This window comes from Psychrobacter nivimaris (assembly GCF_009812035.1).
Taxonomy (GTDB): Bacteria; Pseudomonadota; Gammaproteobacteria; order Pseudomonadales; family Moraxellaceae; genus Psychrobacter; species Psychrobacter nivimaris.
Window position 1 is genome coordinate 1 of the sequence record NZ_VZIZ01000040.1, and the last position, 17,641, is coordinate 17,641.

Genomic DNA, 17,641 nt, shown 5'->3' on the forward strand with positions numbered 1-17,641 from the left:
CCAGCCAGTTGTGAGTGCATTAGTTATTGTAAAATCCTCTGCCACTTTTGCAAGAGGTCTGTTAAATAAATTTATTTTAGTTACTTGAAACTTAATTAATTTCAATTCGATTTTAAATATACTGATTATGTCAAAATTTAACTAATCTACAATAATATATTTTAGAAAATATAAGCATGGATAGGTTAGCTATACGGTGCTCCCAACACACTAAAGTAATAATAATCTCTAAAAATGGTGCACGGGGCGCACCATACGTCAACTAGGCTATTAATCGAGCTTACTCAAGCTAAATCACCCAACCTCAACACTCGTCACGTTCTGAAAGCCTCTTGGTAACTGACCACCACGATTACCACGAACACCCGTATAGTTAGCCAAATCATTTGGCTTGAGTGTCACATGGCGTTTGCCAGCAGTGATGACAAGACTGTCTTGCTGACTAAGTGGTGTGATAGCAAGTACCTCTTCGCCATCTTTCAGTTTAATAAGTTTGTTCCCTTTACCGCGAGCTTGTTCAGGCAAATCATCGAGGGCAAATATCAGTAGATACCCTGCATTGGTTGCAACGGCAACATGATCAGGTGTCACGCTTATATTGCTATTTTCACCTTCTGTATTAGCGGCCGTCTCTACTGGTACGTCGATACGTGCAACAGGGAGCAGTCGACTGTCAGTTGCTAGGTTAATGACGTTTTTACCAGCTTTTTGATTGCTATCGAGGTTGCCAATGGTATTGATAAAACCATAACCTGCTGAACTAGCAAGGATAATGCGTTGATCGTTATCACCCGTTAGTAGCTGCTCAAAGCTAGCGCCTACTGGCGGCTTTAATACACTGGTCAATGGATCACCTTGACCACGCGCAGACGCTAAGTTGTGCGCATCGATACTGTAACTGCGTCCCGTACTATCGAGTACGTAAATCCTTTCGTTTGATTTGCCGCGCACGTGCGCTTGATAGCTGTCACCTGAGCGGTAACTCATACCAGCAGCATCGACATCATGGCCCTTAGCGGCACGAATCCAACCTGCCTTTGATAAGATAGCAGTGACCGGCTCACTCGGTACGAGGTCTGACTCTTTTAGTGCCTGAGCTTCTTCGCGTTCTGCTAATGGCGACACACGCTCATTACCGTGTTCTTTCATATCGGCGGTAAGCTCATCGATCATCAGATTGGTTAGACTGTCTGGATTGTCTAAGTACTCTTGAATGATGGCACGTTCGGCAGCGAGTTCATCTTGCTCGCGGCGCAGCTCAATTTCCTCTAATTTTGCCAACTGACGCAAACGAATATCTAAGATAGCATTGGCTTGAATGTCAGTCAGGTCATAGTCTTGCATCAAGGTCGCTTTTGGATCGTCCTCTTCACGAATGATGCGAATCACTTCATCAATATTCAGATAAGCAATCAGCAAGCCCGCCAAGATATGCAAGCGTTTATCAATTTTATCTAGGCGATACTGCAGACGGCGTGTGACCACCGAGCGGCGACAGATTAACCATTCTTCCAAGACTTCTTTTAAGTTTTTCACCTGCGGCTTGCCATTTAAGCCAATCATATTCATATTGACGCGGTAATTGCTTTCTAGGTCAGTACTGGCAAACAGGTGACTCATGACACGATCGACATCGACTCGCGTTGAGCGCAACTCAAGGACGATACGACAAGCGTTTTCGTGATCTGATTCATCGTGAATATCGGTCACCCAAGGCAGCTTCTTATCGGTCATAAGCTTGGCGATTTGCTCTTGAATTTTGTTGCCTGACACTTGGTAAGGCAGCGCATCGATAATGACGAGGTTTTTTTCTTTAGAGTCAACATGAAAGGTGGCGCGCATCTTATAACTGCCACGTCCAGTCTCGTACATCGCTTGCAAATCTTTTTTACTAGTGATGATTTCCGCTGGTGTCGGTAGGTCAGGTGCTGGTATCGATTGGGTAAGCTGCTTAACCGACAGCTCTGGGTTTTTGAGCAAACGAATGGCCGCGCGTACCACTTCATTAAGATTATGTGGTGGAATATCTGTTGCCATGCCGACCGCGATACCTGTTGTACCATTTAATAAGATATTAGGCAGGCGGGCAGGTAGGGTCGTTGGTTCTTGCATCGTGCCATCGAAGTTATCTTGCCAATCGACCGTGCCTTGTCCCAATTCTGCGAGCAACGTATTGGCATAAGCCGACATTTTAGCTTCGGTATAACGCATCGCGGCAAAGGATTTCGGATCATCTGGGCTACCCCAGTTACCTTGACCAGTGATGAGTGGATAGCGATAGCTGAACGGTTGAGCCATCAGTACCATTGCCTCATAACAAGCGCTGTCACCATGCGGATGGTATTTACCCAATACATCACCGACCGTACGCGCGGATTTCTTGGCCTTAGCAGAGGACTTTAGCCCAAGCTCGCTCATGGCATAGACGATGCGACGTTGGACAGGTTTTAGACCGTCAGCGATATTTGGCAACGCCCGATCCATGATGACGTACATGGCATAGTTGAGATAGGCCTGCTCAGTGAACTCTGCGACTGAACGAGTATCCATCGGCTCATTGGGAATAATTGGGGCGATCGTATGATCAATAACATCAGACATAAAATAGGATTCACTTATCAGTTTTAATAGGTATAGATAATTGGTTCAAGCATACAAATAGGATAGTGCTATCGTAAAGGATATTGCACCAATTAAAAAGACGTATGTCAGAATATACGACATCTCGTGACGTGCTTAAGACAAGTACTTATAAGGGTCTTTTATAGTATGGTGATTCATAGCTTTTATAGATTAAGTTAAGTATAGTAAATCTAATATTTGTTTTTGATATGGTTAATAAATGTCTTAAGGTTGAATCGTTTTTATTTAGGATGTTTTATCTATTATTAGTCTAAAAAAAGTAGGTTCAGAATAGTTTTAATGCAAAATTAATAACTGAAAGTATGACAGTTAATAGATTAAATAAGGTAGCTGTTGTGCTTATGTGCTTATGTGCTTATGTGCCTATTTAAATAGCGTTAACCATATATTGACACGGACAAGTCGCTACTGAATTATCTTACAATAAGGAATTTCTGTTATGTCATGTGACCCTTTATCTAATATTTCCGCCTCTACCATACTAAAAAATGAAAATAAGCACCTAGGGAAAAACGTTACTAGAAATGTGCTGTTGATTACTGCTATAGCCAGTCTAGGATTGACAGCCTGTAGCTCTTCACAAATGAGCAAAACGCTACCAACCGAGACAAGCAGTACAGTCAATCAAGATGCAGCAGTGATGTCAGAGTCTATCATGGCGTCACCCAGTGTGAGGCCATCAGTCATCAGCCAACAGATGATGATACGTTCTGCGGCACAGACAGGTATCGTACGCCCATCACCGAGCATCATAGTCACGCCAGAGGCAAAAGACAACTATCAAAAAAACGCAGCTAATCCTGTACATCGAACTACGGATATGGCGGTATCCACCCTGTCTATCGATACCGATACGGGCAGCTACGCCAATGTGCGCCGCTATTTAAACGAGGGTCAACTACCACCTGTTGATGCCGTACGGGTAGAGGAATTGATTAATTATTTTAACTATCAATTTGATGATGGCAAACGCTTAGGTAGCGCCCCGTTTATTGTGTCAACTGAAGTAGTAGACTCACCTTGGGATAGAGCAGATCAGGATAATAAAATCGTCAAAGTTGGTATCAAGGCCGTTGATAGTAGCTGGTCGCAAAAAACGGATAAGCAGTCTATGCCTCCTGCCAACCTTGTGTTTTTAGTAGATGTGTCAGGCTCTATGTCGTCGCGCGATAAACTGCCATTGGCACAGTCATCGCTCAAGCTGTTGACAGAGCAAATGCGCGCCCAAGACAGTATCAGCATCGTGACCTATTCAGGTAGCACTAGTGTGGCATTGCCTGTGACTAATGGTGACCAAAAAGCAAAAATATTGGCTGCAATCGAGGGATTAAATGCCTCAGGCTCGACCAATGGGGAAGATGCTCTTAAATTGGCCTACAGGCAAGCTGAGCAAGGACTAAAAAAGAATGGTATCAATCGAATCATGATGTTAACGGATGGCGATTTTAATGTCGGTATTAGTGATGTCGATGATATGCTGGATTTGGTCAAAGCCAATCGCGATCGCGGTATTTCTTTGTCTACCGTTGGCTTTGGTCGCGGCAACCTTAATGATCACATGATGGAACAGATGGCGGACAACGGCAATGGTAATTACAGCTATATTGACAGCTTAACTGAAGCGAAAAAAGTCTTTGGCGATGAATTAGCCGCGACATTCAACACCGTTGCCAAGGATGTAAAAGTCCAAGTTGAATTTAATCCTGATGTGGTGAGTGAGTGGCGATTAATTGGTTATGAAAATCGCGTACTGGCTGAAGAAGACTTCAATAATGACAAAGTTGATGCAGGTGAGCTTGGGGCAGGTAAGGCAGTTATCGCTTTGTTTGAGGTAACTCCAAAAGGACAAAAAGGGTTATATAGCGATCGCCGTTATGCTAATAGCAATGCCAGTATTAGTTGGAATAATAAACAGAACTCTAATGAGCTTGGCTATCTAAAAATTCGTTATAAAGCACCGACAGGTGGTAGCTCTAAACTCGTTAGCCAACCTATTAATAAAGCTAGCCACGCTTTAAATAAAGCCAGTATCGATACTCAGTTTGCGATGGCAGTAGCAGGGTTCGGTCAACGCTTGACTCAAAGCGATTATATTAACGATTGGCAGTACAGTGATAGCACTAAGCTTGCAAGAAGTAGTATCGCAGATAGACCGAGTAGCGATACTGATGGTACGCGTCGCAATTTTGTGACGTTGACTGAGCTGGCGATTGCGCTAAAAAATAGCCGATAGTGAACAGATATCGTGTCGGGATGGTCATTAGGGAGCAAAAGTCAATGGTCATATTTTCTAATGGTATGACTGGTATTTTTATACTAAAATATTGATATATATAGGGAAATTTAGCGTCAAGCCTATTTGAGAACTGGTGTAGCAATCTTTTGTATTGAGTACTATGTATAAAGTGTGTATGTTAATGAACAAAGGGCTATTTACCGCTATATTGTTCGCTCAGCACTATACAAATATGTCGCAGCCTTGCTTTTCATCATAGTGATAGGCAAGACTCTGACGTTTTGTATATTTATCACACTGTGATTGGCGTGGGTTGACGGTAATGTATTATTACTAGGAGAGAAAAGATTATGGAAAATCAAGGAAACTTAACCCGTCGTGACGATAAAGTTTGGCTAAAAACCTATGAAAAGCTTGGCATGACTTATGATATCGATATGCCAGCTGATAACACTTCGCTTATTGATATCTTTGAGCAAAGTTTTGCTAAATATGGCAGTAAGACCGCTTATGTCTGTATGGGCGCTAGTATTACTTTTAAAGAAGTTGATGAGCAAAGCAAGCAAGTCGCTGTTTATTTGCAGTCGCTTGGCTTGACCAAAGGCGATAAAGTCGCAGTCATGATGCCAAACATTTTGCAACTGCCAGTATCTGTCATTGGTGTCTTGCGTGCAGGTTTGACCCTGGTCAACGTCAACCCTTTATACACCACCAAAGAGCTTGAGCATCAACTTACAGATTCTGATGCCAAAGCACTAATCATGGTCGAAAACTTCGCTAAAACTTATCAAGATATCGGCCGTGATGTGGTTGATAATGTCGTCATCACTGGTATGGGCGACATGATGGGTACGCTCAAAGGCTTTATGGTCAATACTGTCGTACGCCATGTCAAAAAGATGGTACCTGATTATAGTATCGCTAAAAGCATCAGCTTTAAGAACATGCTGAAAAAAAGTCCTGCGCGTAAATACAAGCGTCCTAATGACATTATGCTCAATGATGTTGCTGTCCTACAATACACAGGTGGTACAACAGGCGTGGCTAAAGGCGCGATGCTCACGCACAAAAACCTCATTGCCAACTTAGTACAGAGCAACACCTTCTTAGGTAGTGCTTTTGATGAGTTCGATGCCAAAGGCGAGCAGGCTGTTATTCTGACCGCCCTGCCGCTATACCATATTTTCTCGTTTACCGTTTGCGGTATGTTTGGGATCTATCGTGGCTGCGTCTGCTTACTAGTGCCAAACCCTCGCGACCTTGATAGCTTAATGAAAGCATATAAAGGCAATCCACCCGCCTTCTTCCCAGCGGTCAACACCTTGTTCAATGCACTGGCTAACAACGAAGAGTTTAAAGCCATGGATCATAGCAAGTTGCAGATGTCGATGGGCGGCGGTATGGCAGTTGTGAGCGCTACCGCTGAGAAATGGCGCGAAATCACGGGCAACATTATCCTACAAGGTTATGGCTTGTCTGAGACGTCACCCGTGGCTACTGCCAATCCGCTGAGCAGCACAGAGTTTAGTGGCACCATCGGCGTTCCCATGCCAGGTACTGAAATTGCTATCATCGATGAAGAAGGCAATGAAGTCGAGATCGGCGCGCGCGGTGAGATTGGGGTTCGTGGTCCACAGGTGATGAAAGGTTACTGGCAGCGCGAAGATGCGACCAATGAAGTGATGACGCCAGATGGTTATTTTTTAACTGGTGATATCGGTATTATGGACGAAGACGGCTATGTCACTATTGTTGATCGCAAAAAGAACATGATCTTGGTTTCAGGCTTTAATGTCTATCCAAACGAAGTCGAAGAAGTCATGTCTGGTCATCCAAAAATCTTGGAGTGCGGCGTTATCGGTATCGAAGATGAAAAGAGCGGCGAGATACCAAAGATTTTTGTTGTCCGTAACGATACAAGCTTGACCAAGCAAGAAGTATTGGATTATGCGGTAGAGAATCTCACAGGCTATAAACGTCCGCGCCATGTTGAGTTTATCGATGAGTTGCCAAAATCAAACGTCGGCAAAATCTTACATAAAGACTTACGCGTACTCGAAGAAAAAAACCACGGTTAATTTGCTGATACACGCACCTAGATAGTTGTTTGATAGATGTGTGTATTAACCAAAGACACATGTGAAAGTGTCGCTCGATTAGATACTGTAGTAAGTAAAGTAGTAACCAAAAATGATAAGGCTGCAACCATGCTGTCTTATCATTTTTTTGTCTTTATCGCTTTTTTTTGTCTTTATCGCTTTTGACATTTGCGGATGACAGCCACTATTAATAGAGAATATCTATTAAAACTGCTATAGTGCCCATCGACGTATTTTTGTTTTTGTCCAAAAAATCGTACTGGTTTTGCTCAAGGTAACAGGCGAAATCATGGTAGTAAATATCGTTTTCGACTTGGTCGTGCTGAGTGGTAGTATTATTTATCATAGACCCAGTAACACACTTTAATTTGCAAAGCTTATGAATGACAAACCCGATCATACTTATCTATTTCTTATTCATAAGCTTCTGCTGTCAGCGATAATCATAAAAAATGGTGTTTCCATTAGCATATTCAATGTTTTTAACAGTAACATTTAGGGAAAATTATGACGGATAATATTAATAAAAAAACGACAGATAATAGCGCTGCAACTGACGATAAAGCCAATACTACTAACGACGTTTATCAAAGCAATGCGTTTCCTACTATGCCGACCATCGACAGTGATAGTCCGTGGCTGAGCGCTTATGAGCGCTATAGCATCGATGCTACTATCGAGATGCCAGAAGACAATACCTCTCTACTTGATGTGTTCGAGCGTAATTTTAGCCGTTATGGTCAAAAACCTGCCTATATCTGCATGGGCTCATCGATTACTTTTAAGCAATTAGATCTATATAGCCGACAGATTGCTAGCTATTTGCAGTCAATAGGACTGGTCGCAGGCGATAAAGTTGGGGTAATGATGCCCAACGTCTTGCAGTATCCAGTAGTTGCTTTGGGTATCATTCGTGCAGGGATGGTGTTGGTCAATGTAAACCCTCTATACACCAGCCGTGAGCTATCACATCAGTTGCATGACAGTGGTGCTAAAGCACTATTTATTGTTGAAAACTTTGCCAAGACGTATCAAGATGCCGAAGACAAAGGTCAGGTAGAGCATGTAGTCGTGTGTACCATTGGCGATATGCTAGGTACGATTAAAGGAGCTGTGGTTAACCTTGTGGCTCGTCATGTCAAAAAGATGATTCCTGCTTATAGCATACCGAATAGCGTGAGTTTCAAGCATGCTCTGAATGCTGAATCAGCCAGTAAGTACCAACGCCCTGAGTTAAACTTGAGTGATGTGGCCTTGCTGCAATATACTGGTGGTACGACGGGAGTAGCGAAAGGGGCAATGCTGTCTCACGGTAATCTAGTCGCCAACATGTTACAGGTCAGTGCGCTGATGAACAGTGCATTTGATGATGATATAGATGGTAGAGACGTGATTTTGACCGCACTGCCGCTATATCATGTATTCTCATTTATGGTCTGCGGCATGTGTAGTATGTATCAAGGCTATGCCTCGCTACTCATTCCGAATCCGCGCGATCTTGATGGTCTTATCAAAGAGATGGCCAAGTATAAGCCAGCGTTTATTCCTGCTGTAAATACCTTGTTTAATGGCTTAGTACACAAAGATAACTTTGCTGATTTAGACTTTTCTAATCTAAAAGCGTCTATCGGCGGTGGTATGTCAGTATTGCCTAGCGTAGCGAAAGAGTGGCATAAAATCACTGGTCTGCCTATCGTTGAAGGTTATGGCTTGTCTGAGACTTCACCCGTGGTGGCTTTCAATCCGATGACTATTGCGGAATTTACCGGAAAAATCGGTATTCCTGCGCCTAGTACCGATATCGTACTCATTGATGATGACGAAAATATAGTAGCCATGGGCGATCGTGGTGAAATCTGCGTAAAAGGTCCACAGGTCATGATTGGTTACCAGAATCGTCCGAAAGAAACTGCTGAATCCTTTACGGCTAGTGGTTACTTAAAAACTGGCGATATCGGCATTATGGATGAAAAAGGCTTTATCAAAATTGTCGATCGCAAAAAAGATATGATTTTAGTCTCTGGTTTCAACGTTTATCCCAACGAAATTGAAGAGGCGATGAGTGAGCATCCAGCAGTCGTAGAATGCGGTGCCATTGGTGTTCCAAACGATGATCGCGGCGAAGAGCCAAAGCTGTTTGTGGTCAAAAAAGGCGATGTGACTGAAAAAGAGCTACTAGAATATGGCAAAAAACAACTGACTGGCTATAAGCGCCCACGTCATATACAGTTCGTTGACGAATTACCAAAGTCGAACGTTGGCAAAATCCTACGTAAGGAATTGCGTAAGATGGAAGGGTTAGAATAGTTTATATCTGACATTCTGTTGATAACGGTGGCGTAATGGCAGGAGCGAATCTTGCTATTGCGCCGTTGTCACGTTAGGATATCTTAAGATTTTAGTCGACTACATACCTATCAATGTGTTTGCTAACGACTGATAGGTATTTTTATGACACTGCTTTTATAACATTGTACTAGGAATTTTTATGCGTATTGACAATCGTGAGCTTGACCAACTTCGCTCGATCAGCTTTGAGCGCCATTATACGAAGCATGCTGAAGGGTCAGTATTGGTAAGTTTTGGCGATACCAAAGTACTATGTACTGCCAGTGTAGAATCTGGTGTACCGCGCTGGCTCAAGGGTAAAGGCAAAGGTTGGATCACAGCTGAGTATGGTATGTTGCCACGTGCGACCAACACTCGTAATCAGCGTGAAGCGGCTCGCGGTAAGCAGTCAGGTCGTACGCAAGAGATTCAGCGTTTGATCGGTCGTAGCTTACGTGCCATGATTGATCTGAGTAAACTTGGTGAAAACACTATCTATCTTGATTGCGATGTGTTGCAAGCGGATGGTGGTACTCGTACGGCGAGTATCACTGGTGCTGCAATTGCGCTTATCGATGCGCTAGAGAGTATCCAAAAGGCCAAGAAACTCAAAGCAGATCCGCTAATCGGACTGGTTGCTGCGGTTTCTGTTGGTATGAAAGATGGCGAAGTATATCTGGATCTGAACTACGAAGAAGACTCTAGCTGCGATACCGACTTGAACGTCGTGATGACCCAAAAAGGCGAGTACATTGAGCTGCAAGGTACTGCTGAAGAAAAGCCGTTCACTCGTGCTCAAGCAGATGCTATGCTGTCATTAGCTGAAAAAGGCATCGCTGAATTGATTAAAATGCAACAGACGGCGCTTGGTTGGTAGACTAGCGTTTAGATTCAACATACTGTCTTTGTCTTTGTTTTTGGTGTCAATAACTGCCTGTTAGCTGCTAATAGGCAGTTTTTTAATAGAAAATATTCGTACATTACGTAATAGGTAACAACACATGCTCAAGCTGACAGATGATGGCGCCAAAATCACCTTACAAGGGCAATCGAATGCTGCTGATAATGGCATGTTTTGGTTTGGTTCTGCATTATTGGTAGGGGCTGTCGCAGTCGCTATGGCGATGAGCTTGTTACCTGAGCGTTTAGCTATCGGTGCGCTTGCACTGCTTATTATTGGTAGCTTTATTTTTAATAAAAAGCGCCAACAGCATAAGAAAGCCATGAGCGGTATGATTAGTAGCGGTACACTGTGGGTAAGGGCTGGCGAGTTGGTCCATGACAATCTAGGTAAGCGTGAACATATTCATTTAACGGATGGCGATAAGATAACGCTGATTGGCGAGCAATTACAGATTGTCGATAGCAGTGACGTTCGCAAATATCGTATTACTGGCTTTGAGAGTGCTCAAGAAGCAAAAGCTGCGAAGGCTATCCTAGAAGGGCAAGCGCTAACGAAACGCCATGTAAATATTAAAATGAAGAGTAACTAGTATCATTTCTTAATTTCATATTGTACTAAAGCATAGCTATTATCTTCGTATTATCTAAACTTCTAACTCAAGTGTCATTTTAAATTTCACTCGACGTGCCTCTCCAATATCGTCATCTATCAGTATATTTATACCGTCTATCACCTGACGCAAGCGAATAGTGCTTGCAGATTTGTGCGCAAATGGTTTATAAGTAGGATTATAAAATTTATCCTTCTTATTATTGATACTGTCATTGGGATCTAGTTGACAAGGAGTTAGTCATGCTGCGTTTGTCTATACCGTCAGTTGCCGTGTCGTGCGGTTTATTACTATTTACCTGCGGCATGGTAGGGCAAGCCCATGCAGATAGTATGAGTATGCTTATCGCCCAAAAATCTATTCAACTAACGATGAATACGTCCTATCGTTATCCTGAGGTACAGCGTTCAGCACCTACAGTCTTACCAGCGTTTTTATCAGGCAACTATGACAATGTCGATAGCGAGTATCTACCGCTATTGAGCAATGCCGAGACGCAGAGTAGTATGGCAGCACGTGAGGTGGTCAGTACCGCCCGCAAAATGGCACTTAACGAGCGCACGATTATTCAAGGTGGCTGCTGGGACTATTTAAATGCGGTATTCAATCGGGCAGGGGTATCGCGTAATACCATACACAAAGGCACTTATGCGCAAGGGCCTTATGCTAGTAGCAGTGAGATTGAAGCAGGCGACTGGCTCTATTATATCAATCATGGCTACAATGGCGTTGAGCATAGCGGACTGTTCGTCGGTTGGGTCGATGAGCGTGCTAAGCAGGCATTGATACTGAGCTATGCTGGCGAAAATCGCCGTGAACCAGCTCGTTATCGCGTTTATGATTTAAGCAATGTTTATCAAATTATGCGCCCTAGCGTCTAGGCATCATCAGCACTATATAATGTGATAAAAAAAGCGTCCGCAACTCATTGAAGTTGCGGACGCTTTTGGTGTGCAGCTATCCGTAATATTTTTGATGTTAAAACGGTTTTACCACGACTAGAATGACGATAATCACTAAGGCAAAGACCGGCACTTCATTAAACCAGCGCCAGAATTTATGCGTTTTATAATGTGGATTATCAATTAGCTTTTTACGATAAAAGCCGCAAGCACCATGATAGCCTGACAGTAGCACTACTAATAGCAATTTAACATGTAGCCAGCCTTGGGTTTTATAGACCTCCCAGCCTAGTCCCAACATCCATAGACCAAAGATCCATGTCGCTATCATCGACGGGGTCATAATGCCGCGATATAGCTTGCGCTCCATAATGGCAAAGCGCTCATGACTGATACTATCGTCGCTCATCGCATGATAAACGAACAGGCGCGGCAAATAAAATATCGCCGCAAACCAGCAGACCATCGAAATAATGTGTGCCGCTTTAATCCAGTTAAAATAATCTGCCATCATAGTTTCTCTTGCTTAGCTTATATTTTTTAGCGTGGGCTTAATCTGCCAATACAACTTGTGTTTGATGACCATTCATCGCATCCAATACAGGCAGTACTTTAGGCGCTCTTGGTGCAGCAAACTGTTTGGTTAGGCCAAGCTCACGCATGAGTCTGTCGTCGCCTGATTGACTTGCATTACCAGTGGTAAGAAGCTTGTCACCATAAAAGAATGAGTTAGCACCTGCCATAAAGGCTAATGCCTGCTCAGAATCTGAAAGACTTTCGCGGCCAGCAGATAGACGCACGTAGCTAGTCGGGCAGCAAATACGGGCGACCGCAATAGTACGAATCCATTCAAGTACAGACAGCTGACCTTCAGCTAATACTTTGTCACCAATCGGTGTCCCTGCAATAGGCACCAGTAAGTTGACTGGAATTGATTCAGGCGCTTTAGGCATTTTTAGCAGCTCAAGTACCCAATCGATGCGATCATTACGGCTTTCACCCATACCAACGATATTACCACTACAGACGTTGATGCCAGAGTTACGCACGTTTTCTATCGTGTCTAAACGCTCATCATAGCTACGCGTGCTAACGACTTGTTCATAGTAACTGCGCGAAGTATCTAGGTTATGGTTGTAGTAATCTAACCCTGCATCGGCCAACTGTGTTGCTTGATTGGTATCAAGCATACCCAGTGTCATACAAGTTTCAAGTCCCAATGCTTTTACTTCTTTAATCAGCTCAACCACATAGGGCATGTCTTTGGCACTTGGATGTTTCCACGCGGCACCCATGCAGAAGCGTGATGAGCCACTGTTTTTGGCACGTTTGGCCGCTGCGATGACTTTATCAACTTCTATGCGTTTTTCTGCTTGTAGTTTGGTGGTGTCGCGATGATGACCTGACTGTGAGCAGTAGCCGCAATCTTCAGGGCAGTTGCCCGTTTTGATAGAGAGTAGCGTGCTAATTTGTACTTCATTGGCAGTGAAATGCTTTCTATGAATAGTCTGTGCTTGTAATAACAAGTCCATTAGAGGTAAATCAAACAGTTGCGCGATTTCTTCACGGCTATACGTCGTAGCTACTCTATTATCAGTTTGAGTCGCGTCTGTGGCTAGACTGGCCAAAAAATCACTATTGGTCGTATCTGGCTGAGTGGCTACATCAGTTGGCTGGGTGGCGTCAGGTTCGGAAATGCTAAGCAATCCTGCCATAAGGTAAGTCCTTTTATAAGAATTAGAAGGTATTAAATAAAACCAATGTTTTTATCTATTGTCATTTATAAGGTAACAAAAAAGGTTGCCGTATAGTATACCGCAACCTTTTTAGAAAATCAGAACACTGCTAGACAGTATGTATAATTGTCACAGTAGCGCACATAAATAGTAACTATACGTTTGGCTATTTAGTTCTATATCATCCATTCTACCAATGACTACCGCTCAGTGCACCATTCTTTTTATTTACCAAGTTTGTGCTTAGCAATACCAACCCAATGCTCAGCAAATTTCTGTGCTTTATAAGCGTAAGGTTTGGCTTTTTGGATATATGGTTTGCACTCTTCTGGGATAGCTGGAACGATATGCTTGGCAAGTTTGTTAAACCACATCATTAGGCTATAGTCGCCTTCGATGCTCAAGTTACCTTCTTGTACAGCAGTCATAAAGGCAGGCAAGCTACCTTTGGTTAGCAGTCTAACGCCAGTCATAGAATCTTTAAAAGTGATGGTCAAATCGGCTTCTTTTGCATGGCCGCTTTGTTGACTGAATTGTCCATTGTCAAAGCTAAAAGAACGGGCAATATCAGACTCAGTACTAGCAAACTCAATCGTAACTTGACGATCAGCGAACAACGCTTTGACGTCTTCGTTATCGCTATCAGCTAACATAGACAAACGATAGCCAACAACAGCCAATAAAGCATCTAATGGATCAGATTTGATATCTAATACAGGAACAGTAAACATAGCAGAACTCCTAAAGAAATGAGGCATAAAAATAAAGCGTACTTTATACCAGTTTTTATGACAAATATATAACTGGATTATAAACTATCACAGGGTGTCAACTCTTTAGGAGTTAAGTAGAGAGCGTTAAGTATCTTGTAACATTCGATGTCACTGACGTAAGTAAGGTATTGATATAGACAAGCAGAGGTATAAATAGGACAGTTTTAACGGAAACGTGGCTGATAGTTATCATCGTAGACAGGAGTGTGTTCGATATAGCGTGCGGCTTCTAGCTCACGTTGCTGGCTAACTGTCTGACTTACATCATCATAGCGCAACGCTCGATACAGTACCCAAGCTGCCAACGGTAGCCAACTGATGCCCATAGCGATGATATAGCGATGCCATGACGATAGCTCCATCAACATAGGACGACCCGTTAATATATTTTGAATCAACTCAACGGTGAACCAGTAGGCCATCCCGCCAAACAAATATAGCAGTAGCCAACGATACGACGATAAGGCGAGCACCACTACTAAACTGGCTAGCAGCCCATAACCAAGCCATGCCGCGCCGCTCCATGCCTCTACACCGATAAAAGAAAATATAGTCATTAACATCATTCATCTCGCTATTCATAAGGTGAATTCCAATGAGACTATTATGAGAGGTTATTGAGTAAAGCTGAAGAGGGTACAGGCGACTTTGCGACAACCGTTGACGTTTGGTTTTTTGGCTTGTTTTGTGATATTTGATGTCTAGGTTTTAGGCTAAGCGCCGTGAGGAGTGGCGCTTATTTTGAGTGATATGGAAATGGTTTTGTTTGCTCGGGAGGGTGTTTGTTAGCTAGCAAAGTAAAATAGCAAACAGGACTAACAGTTTGCTAAATATTTAGACTCGATTGGTACGATTACCCCACCACGATAATAGCGAAACTAGAATAGCACCGAGTAGCATAAGTCCTACTGTCGTTGACCACTGTGCGCCAGTAGGGTATTGCCACGGCATGACATTATGAACGGCTTCAGTATTTAACGAGCCTAGCGCATCTACTTTCCATGGCCATACTTTTATTAGAGAGCCTGCGATAAAGCCGGTCAGTAATGCTAAGGTAGCCTGATAATAATGTGAGAGTAGCCACTTAAGTGCGCGCGTGAATAGCAATAGCCCAGCCGCCATACCCGCAATGACTGTGAAAATGGCACTCAGATTCATCGTATCGACCGCTTCTAATACTGCATCGTAGGCGCCTAGCAATAGCAAAATAAACGACCCTGATATGCCCGGTAGGATCATGGCACAAATAGCAATTGCCCCTGCAAAAAACAGATACGGTAAGCTAGGCGTGGTCGTAAGCAATGGCATACTACTGATGACTACGGCGGCAATAAGTCCAGTCGCAAACAGTGCGACACGTCCTATATTCCAGCGCTTTATCTCACTGAGTAAGATAAATACCGTTGCAACGACCAGTCCAAAAAAGAATGACCAAATAAGCAATGGTTGGTTGTCCAATAAATGCTTAATGATACCGGCTAAGGTTGCAAAGCTAGTGGCAATACCTAGTAGCAAACATAATAGAAATGTCGCATCTACTTGTCGCCAAATCGCAGCGAATCCTTTAACACCACCTTCTTGTTGAAAGATCGTCCAAAGATTGGGGCCGATACTACCAAGTGCGTTAATCAAGCGCTCGTAAATCCCTGCGATTAGCGCAATGGTGCCGCCAGAGACGCCAGGTACGATATCAGCTGCTCCCATGGCCATACCTCTGACATAAATACCTACCAGCTGTTTTGGGCTATCGGTACGTACAGGTACCGTATCTTGTTCTAATGGCGCTGACGGCTGAGTTGGCCGCGGAGATTGTGGTGCCGTCATGAGCATTCCTTTATCATTTAAAAATAAGTGTTATCTGAAAGTAAGCATTGGCTAAAAACAGGCGTTAGCTAAACATCAATATGCATAGAAGATTTTATTAATCATCGTAATGTACTAGGGTGTGTCTTCCGTTCGCTCGATAGGCATCTAACTGAACTAAAAATGGCTAAATCTTGTCAAACATCGTCAAATAGCTGGTTAATATATCGGTACTATCTACGCTATTTCTCTTGTTTAAGCCACGCCCTAAAGCATAAAAGCCAGATTAATGACAAAACATTAACCTAGCTTATGAAATGGTATAAAGCGTTCTGCAATTACTCAGTAGGCGCCAGTGCTGGGTAGCCAAGAGCGTACAGAGTACCTTCAAGCCCTGTCACGTTTATAGCGGCATCAGCACGTGCTTGAACGATTGGTTTGGCATGATAGGCCACACCCAGATCGGCCAGTGCCATCATCGGTAAATCATTAGCACCGTCACCGACACAGACCACTTGTGACATCTCAATCCCTAAGCGCTCAGCGGTATGCTCAACGATAGCAGCTTTTTTGGCACCATTGACAATAGGCCACTGTATATGACCAGTCACTTCACCTTCTTCGATATCTAGAGCGTTGGCATGTACTTCATCGATACCCAGCTGCTCCGCGATATAACGGGCAAAATAAGTGAAGCCGCCCGAGACCAGCACCGTATGATAGCCCAATGCTTTTAGCGCACTGATCGTCGTGCGCGCACCAGTCGATAACGTTAAGCGACTACAGATATCATCCAGCACATCAGTAGAAGTACCTTTTAGCAAGGCCACACGCTGAGCAAACGATTCATCAAAATCAATTTCACCGCGCATTGCGGCTTCAGTGATGGCTTCTACTTCCTCGCCAATACCAGCCGTTTTTGCTAGCTCTACGATGACTTCTTGCTCAATCAAGGTTGAATCCATATCGAAGCAGGCAAGTTTGTGCGTCCGTAGCATATGACCGACAGATAGGATATGACAGTCCACGACGTTTATGTTGCCTGTATTACCTGTACTGCGTGTATTGTTATATTCTTCAGTTAGGTCGCGACGCAGGCGAGCGGTCAGCTGATCATCAATGATGTGAGCGGCTGCGGTTTTTTTGCCAGGGTGCATCAGCGTGTCAGTGACTGGCACTAACAGATAACGGTAGACCTGAGTATGGGTAAAGGGTAGGCGCTGTGCGTCTGCTGCTGTAGGCTCTGTATCAGATACCGTGATATTGACGAAGCTAGCGTCAGTATCTTCGGCAACGGTCACTAGATGCCAGCTTGGCTGTTCATCGACCCACGACTGAACGTACTGATGAATATCCAATGCGGATACCTGAGTCGGCAGTACGACGATGAGCGCAAAAACAGGTAGCGACTGTAGCGCATCAAAGTCTTGCAAATTGGTATCTTCGGGTAATAATGCCGCAATAGAATCAACGGCTTGTTGCCATGCTTTGCTGTCTTTTGGTAACGAATAAGATGTATTTTTTGGCATGGCTCAATTGTCCCTTGTATGCTCATATAAGATTAGGAATAATAACAGTTTTACTGGGCAGCGCCTATAGATGACGCG

13 protein-coding genes are annotated in these 17,641 nt (G+C 43.6%); 6 read left to right on the top strand and 7 right to left on the bottom strand.

Going from position 1 to position 17,641, the window contains the following annotated elements; all coding sequences use genetic code 11:
* Window positions 1-294: 294 nt before the first annotated feature.
* The gene (gene parC, locus FQV37_RS12725; RefSeq protein ID WP_160023494.1) at window positions 295-2,601 is read right to left on the bottom strand and encodes a DNA topoisomerase IV subunit A; all 2,307 of its coding nucleotides are present in this window, start codon (window positions 2,599-2,601) and stop codon (window positions 295-297) included.
* 481 nt (window positions 2,602-3,082) lie between these two features.
* On the opposite strand from parC, the gene FQV37_RS12730 reads away from it, so the two are divergent.
* From FQV37_RS12730 to FQV37_RS12755, 6 genes are all read left to right on the top strand, one after another.
* Window positions 3,083-4,876: a vWA domain-containing protein gene (locus FQV37_RS12730; protein WP_160023496.1), complete on the top strand. Its 1,794-nt coding sequence runs from the start codon at window positions 3,083-3,085 to the stop codon at window positions 4,874-4,876.
* A gap of 353 nt (window positions 4,877-5,229) precedes the next feature.
* Entirely contained in the window at window positions 5,230-6,957 is a 1,728-nt protein-coding gene (locus tag FQV37_RS12735) for an AMP-binding protein (protein ID WP_160023498.1), read from the top strand.
* 528 nt (window positions 6,958-7,485) lie between these two features.
* Window positions 7,486-9,285, top strand: a complete 1,800-nt coding sequence (locus tag FQV37_RS12740) for an AMP-binding protein (RefSeq protein WP_160023500.1) — start codon at window positions 7,486-7,488, stop codon at window positions 9,283-9,285.
* A gap of 181 nt (window positions 9,286-9,466) precedes the next feature.
* The gene (rph, locus tag FQV37_RS12745; RefSeq protein ID WP_160023502.1) at window positions 9,467-10,183 is read left to right on the top strand and encodes a ribonuclease PH; all 717 of its coding nucleotides are present in this window, start codon (window positions 9,467-9,469) and stop codon (window positions 10,181-10,183) included.
* Between the two features lie 124 nt (window positions 10,184-10,307).
* Window positions 10,308-10,799 carry a hypothetical protein gene (locus FQV37_RS12750; RefSeq protein ID WP_160023504.1) on the top strand — a complete coding sequence of 164 codons (492 nt, stop codon included), beginning with the start codon at window positions 10,308-10,310 and terminating at the stop codon, window positions 10,797-10,799.
* 263 nt (window positions 10,800-11,062) lie between these two features.
* Window positions 11,063-11,701 (top strand): hypothetical protein, encoded by a 639-nt coding sequence (locus tag FQV37_RS12755; protein ID WP_160023506.1) that lies wholly within the window; start codon window positions 11,063-11,065, stop codon window positions 11,699-11,701.
* A 97-nt stretch (window positions 11,702-11,798) separates the two neighbouring features.
* Here the strand turns inward: FQV37_RS12755 and hemJ are convergent, their stop codons facing one another.
* From hemJ to serB, 6 genes are all read right to left on the bottom strand, one after another.
* A complete protein-coding gene (gene hemJ, locus FQV37_RS12760; RefSeq protein ID WP_160023579.1) occupies window positions 11,799-12,233 on the bottom strand; it encodes a protoporphyrinogen oxidase HemJ in 435 nt (144 codons plus the stop codon).
* 40 nt (window positions 12,234-12,273) lie between these two features.
* On the bottom strand, window positions 12,274-13,437 hold the full coding sequence (gene bioB / locus FQV37_RS12765; protein ID WP_160023508.1) for a biotin synthase BioB: 1,164 nt from the start codon (window positions 13,435-13,437) through the stop codon (window positions 12,274-12,276).
* Between the two features lie 245 nt (window positions 13,438-13,682).
* Window positions 13,683-14,189, bottom strand: a complete 507-nt coding sequence (locus FQV37_RS12770) for an SCP2 sterol-binding domain-containing protein (RefSeq protein ID WP_102090478.1) — start codon at window positions 14,187-14,189, stop codon at window positions 13,683-13,685.
* 206 nt (window positions 14,190-14,395) lie between these two features.
* Window positions 14,396-14,788 carry an AciT family ciprofloxacin tolerance protein gene (gene aciT / locus FQV37_RS12775; protein WP_240991032.1) on the bottom strand — a complete coding sequence of 131 codons (393 nt, stop codon included), beginning with the start codon at window positions 14,786-14,788 and terminating at the stop codon, window positions 14,396-14,398.
* Between the two features lie 277 nt (window positions 14,789-15,065).
* Window positions 15,066-16,055 carry a DUF368 domain-containing protein gene (locus FQV37_RS12780; RefSeq protein WP_160023512.1) on the bottom strand — a complete coding sequence of 330 codons (990 nt, stop codon included), beginning with the start codon at window positions 16,053-16,055 and terminating at the stop codon, window positions 15,066-15,068.
* 317 nt (window positions 16,056-16,372) lie between these two features.
* A complete protein-coding gene (serB, locus tag FQV37_RS12785) occupies window positions 16,373-17,563 on the bottom strand; it encodes a phosphoserine phosphatase SerB (RefSeq protein WP_160023514.1) in 1,191 nt (396 codons plus the stop codon).
* Window positions 17,564-17,641 lie beyond the last annotated feature (78 nt).

Bases quoted from the DNA above. Each gene is read 5' to 3' on its own strand.
- parC (WP_160023494.1), bottom strand. From the start codon at position 2,601: ATGTCTGATGTTATTGATCATACGATCGCCCCAATTATTCCCAATGAG.
- FQV37_RS12730 (WP_160023496.1), top strand. From the start codon at position 3,083: ATGTCATGTGACCCTTTATCTAATATTTCCGCCTCTACCATACTAAAA.
- FQV37_RS12735 (WP_160023498.1), top strand. From the start codon at position 5,230: ATGGAAAATCAAGGAAACTTAACCCGTCGTGACGATAAAGTTTGGCTA.
- FQV37_RS12740 (WP_160023500.1), top strand. From the start codon at position 7,486: ATGACGGATAATATTAATAAAAAAACGACAGATAATAGCGCTGCAACT.
- rph (WP_160023502.1), top strand. From the start codon at position 9,467: ATGCGTATTGACAATCGTGAGCTTGACCAACTTCGCTCGATCAGCTTT.
- FQV37_RS12750 (WP_160023504.1), top strand. From the start codon at position 10,308: ATGCTCAAGCTGACAGATGATGGCGCCAAAATCACCTTACAAGGGCAA.
- FQV37_RS12755 (WP_160023506.1), top strand. From the start codon at position 11,063: ATGCTGCGTTTGTCTATACCGTCAGTTGCCGTGTCGTGCGGTTTATTA.
- hemJ (WP_160023579.1), bottom strand. From the start codon at position 12,233: ATGGCAGATTATTTTAACTGGATTAAAGCGGCACACATTATTTCGATG.
- bioB (WP_160023508.1), bottom strand. From the start codon at position 13,437: ATGGCAGGATTGCTTAGCATTTCCGAACCTGACGCCACCCAGCCAACT.
- FQV37_RS12770 (WP_102090478.1), bottom strand. From the start codon at position 14,189: ATGTTTACTGTTCCTGTATTAGATATCAAATCTGATCCATTAGATGCT.
- aciT (WP_240991032.1), bottom strand. From the start codon at position 14,788: ATGACTATATTTTCTTTTATCGGTGTAGAGGCATGGAGCGGCGCGGCA.
- FQV37_RS12780 (WP_160023512.1), bottom strand. From the start codon at position 16,055: ATGACGGCACCACAATCTCCGCGGCCAACTCAGCCGTCAGCGCCATTA.
- serB (WP_160023514.1), bottom strand. From the start codon at position 17,563: ATGCCAAAAAATACATCTTATTCGTTACCAAAAGACAGCAAAGCATGG.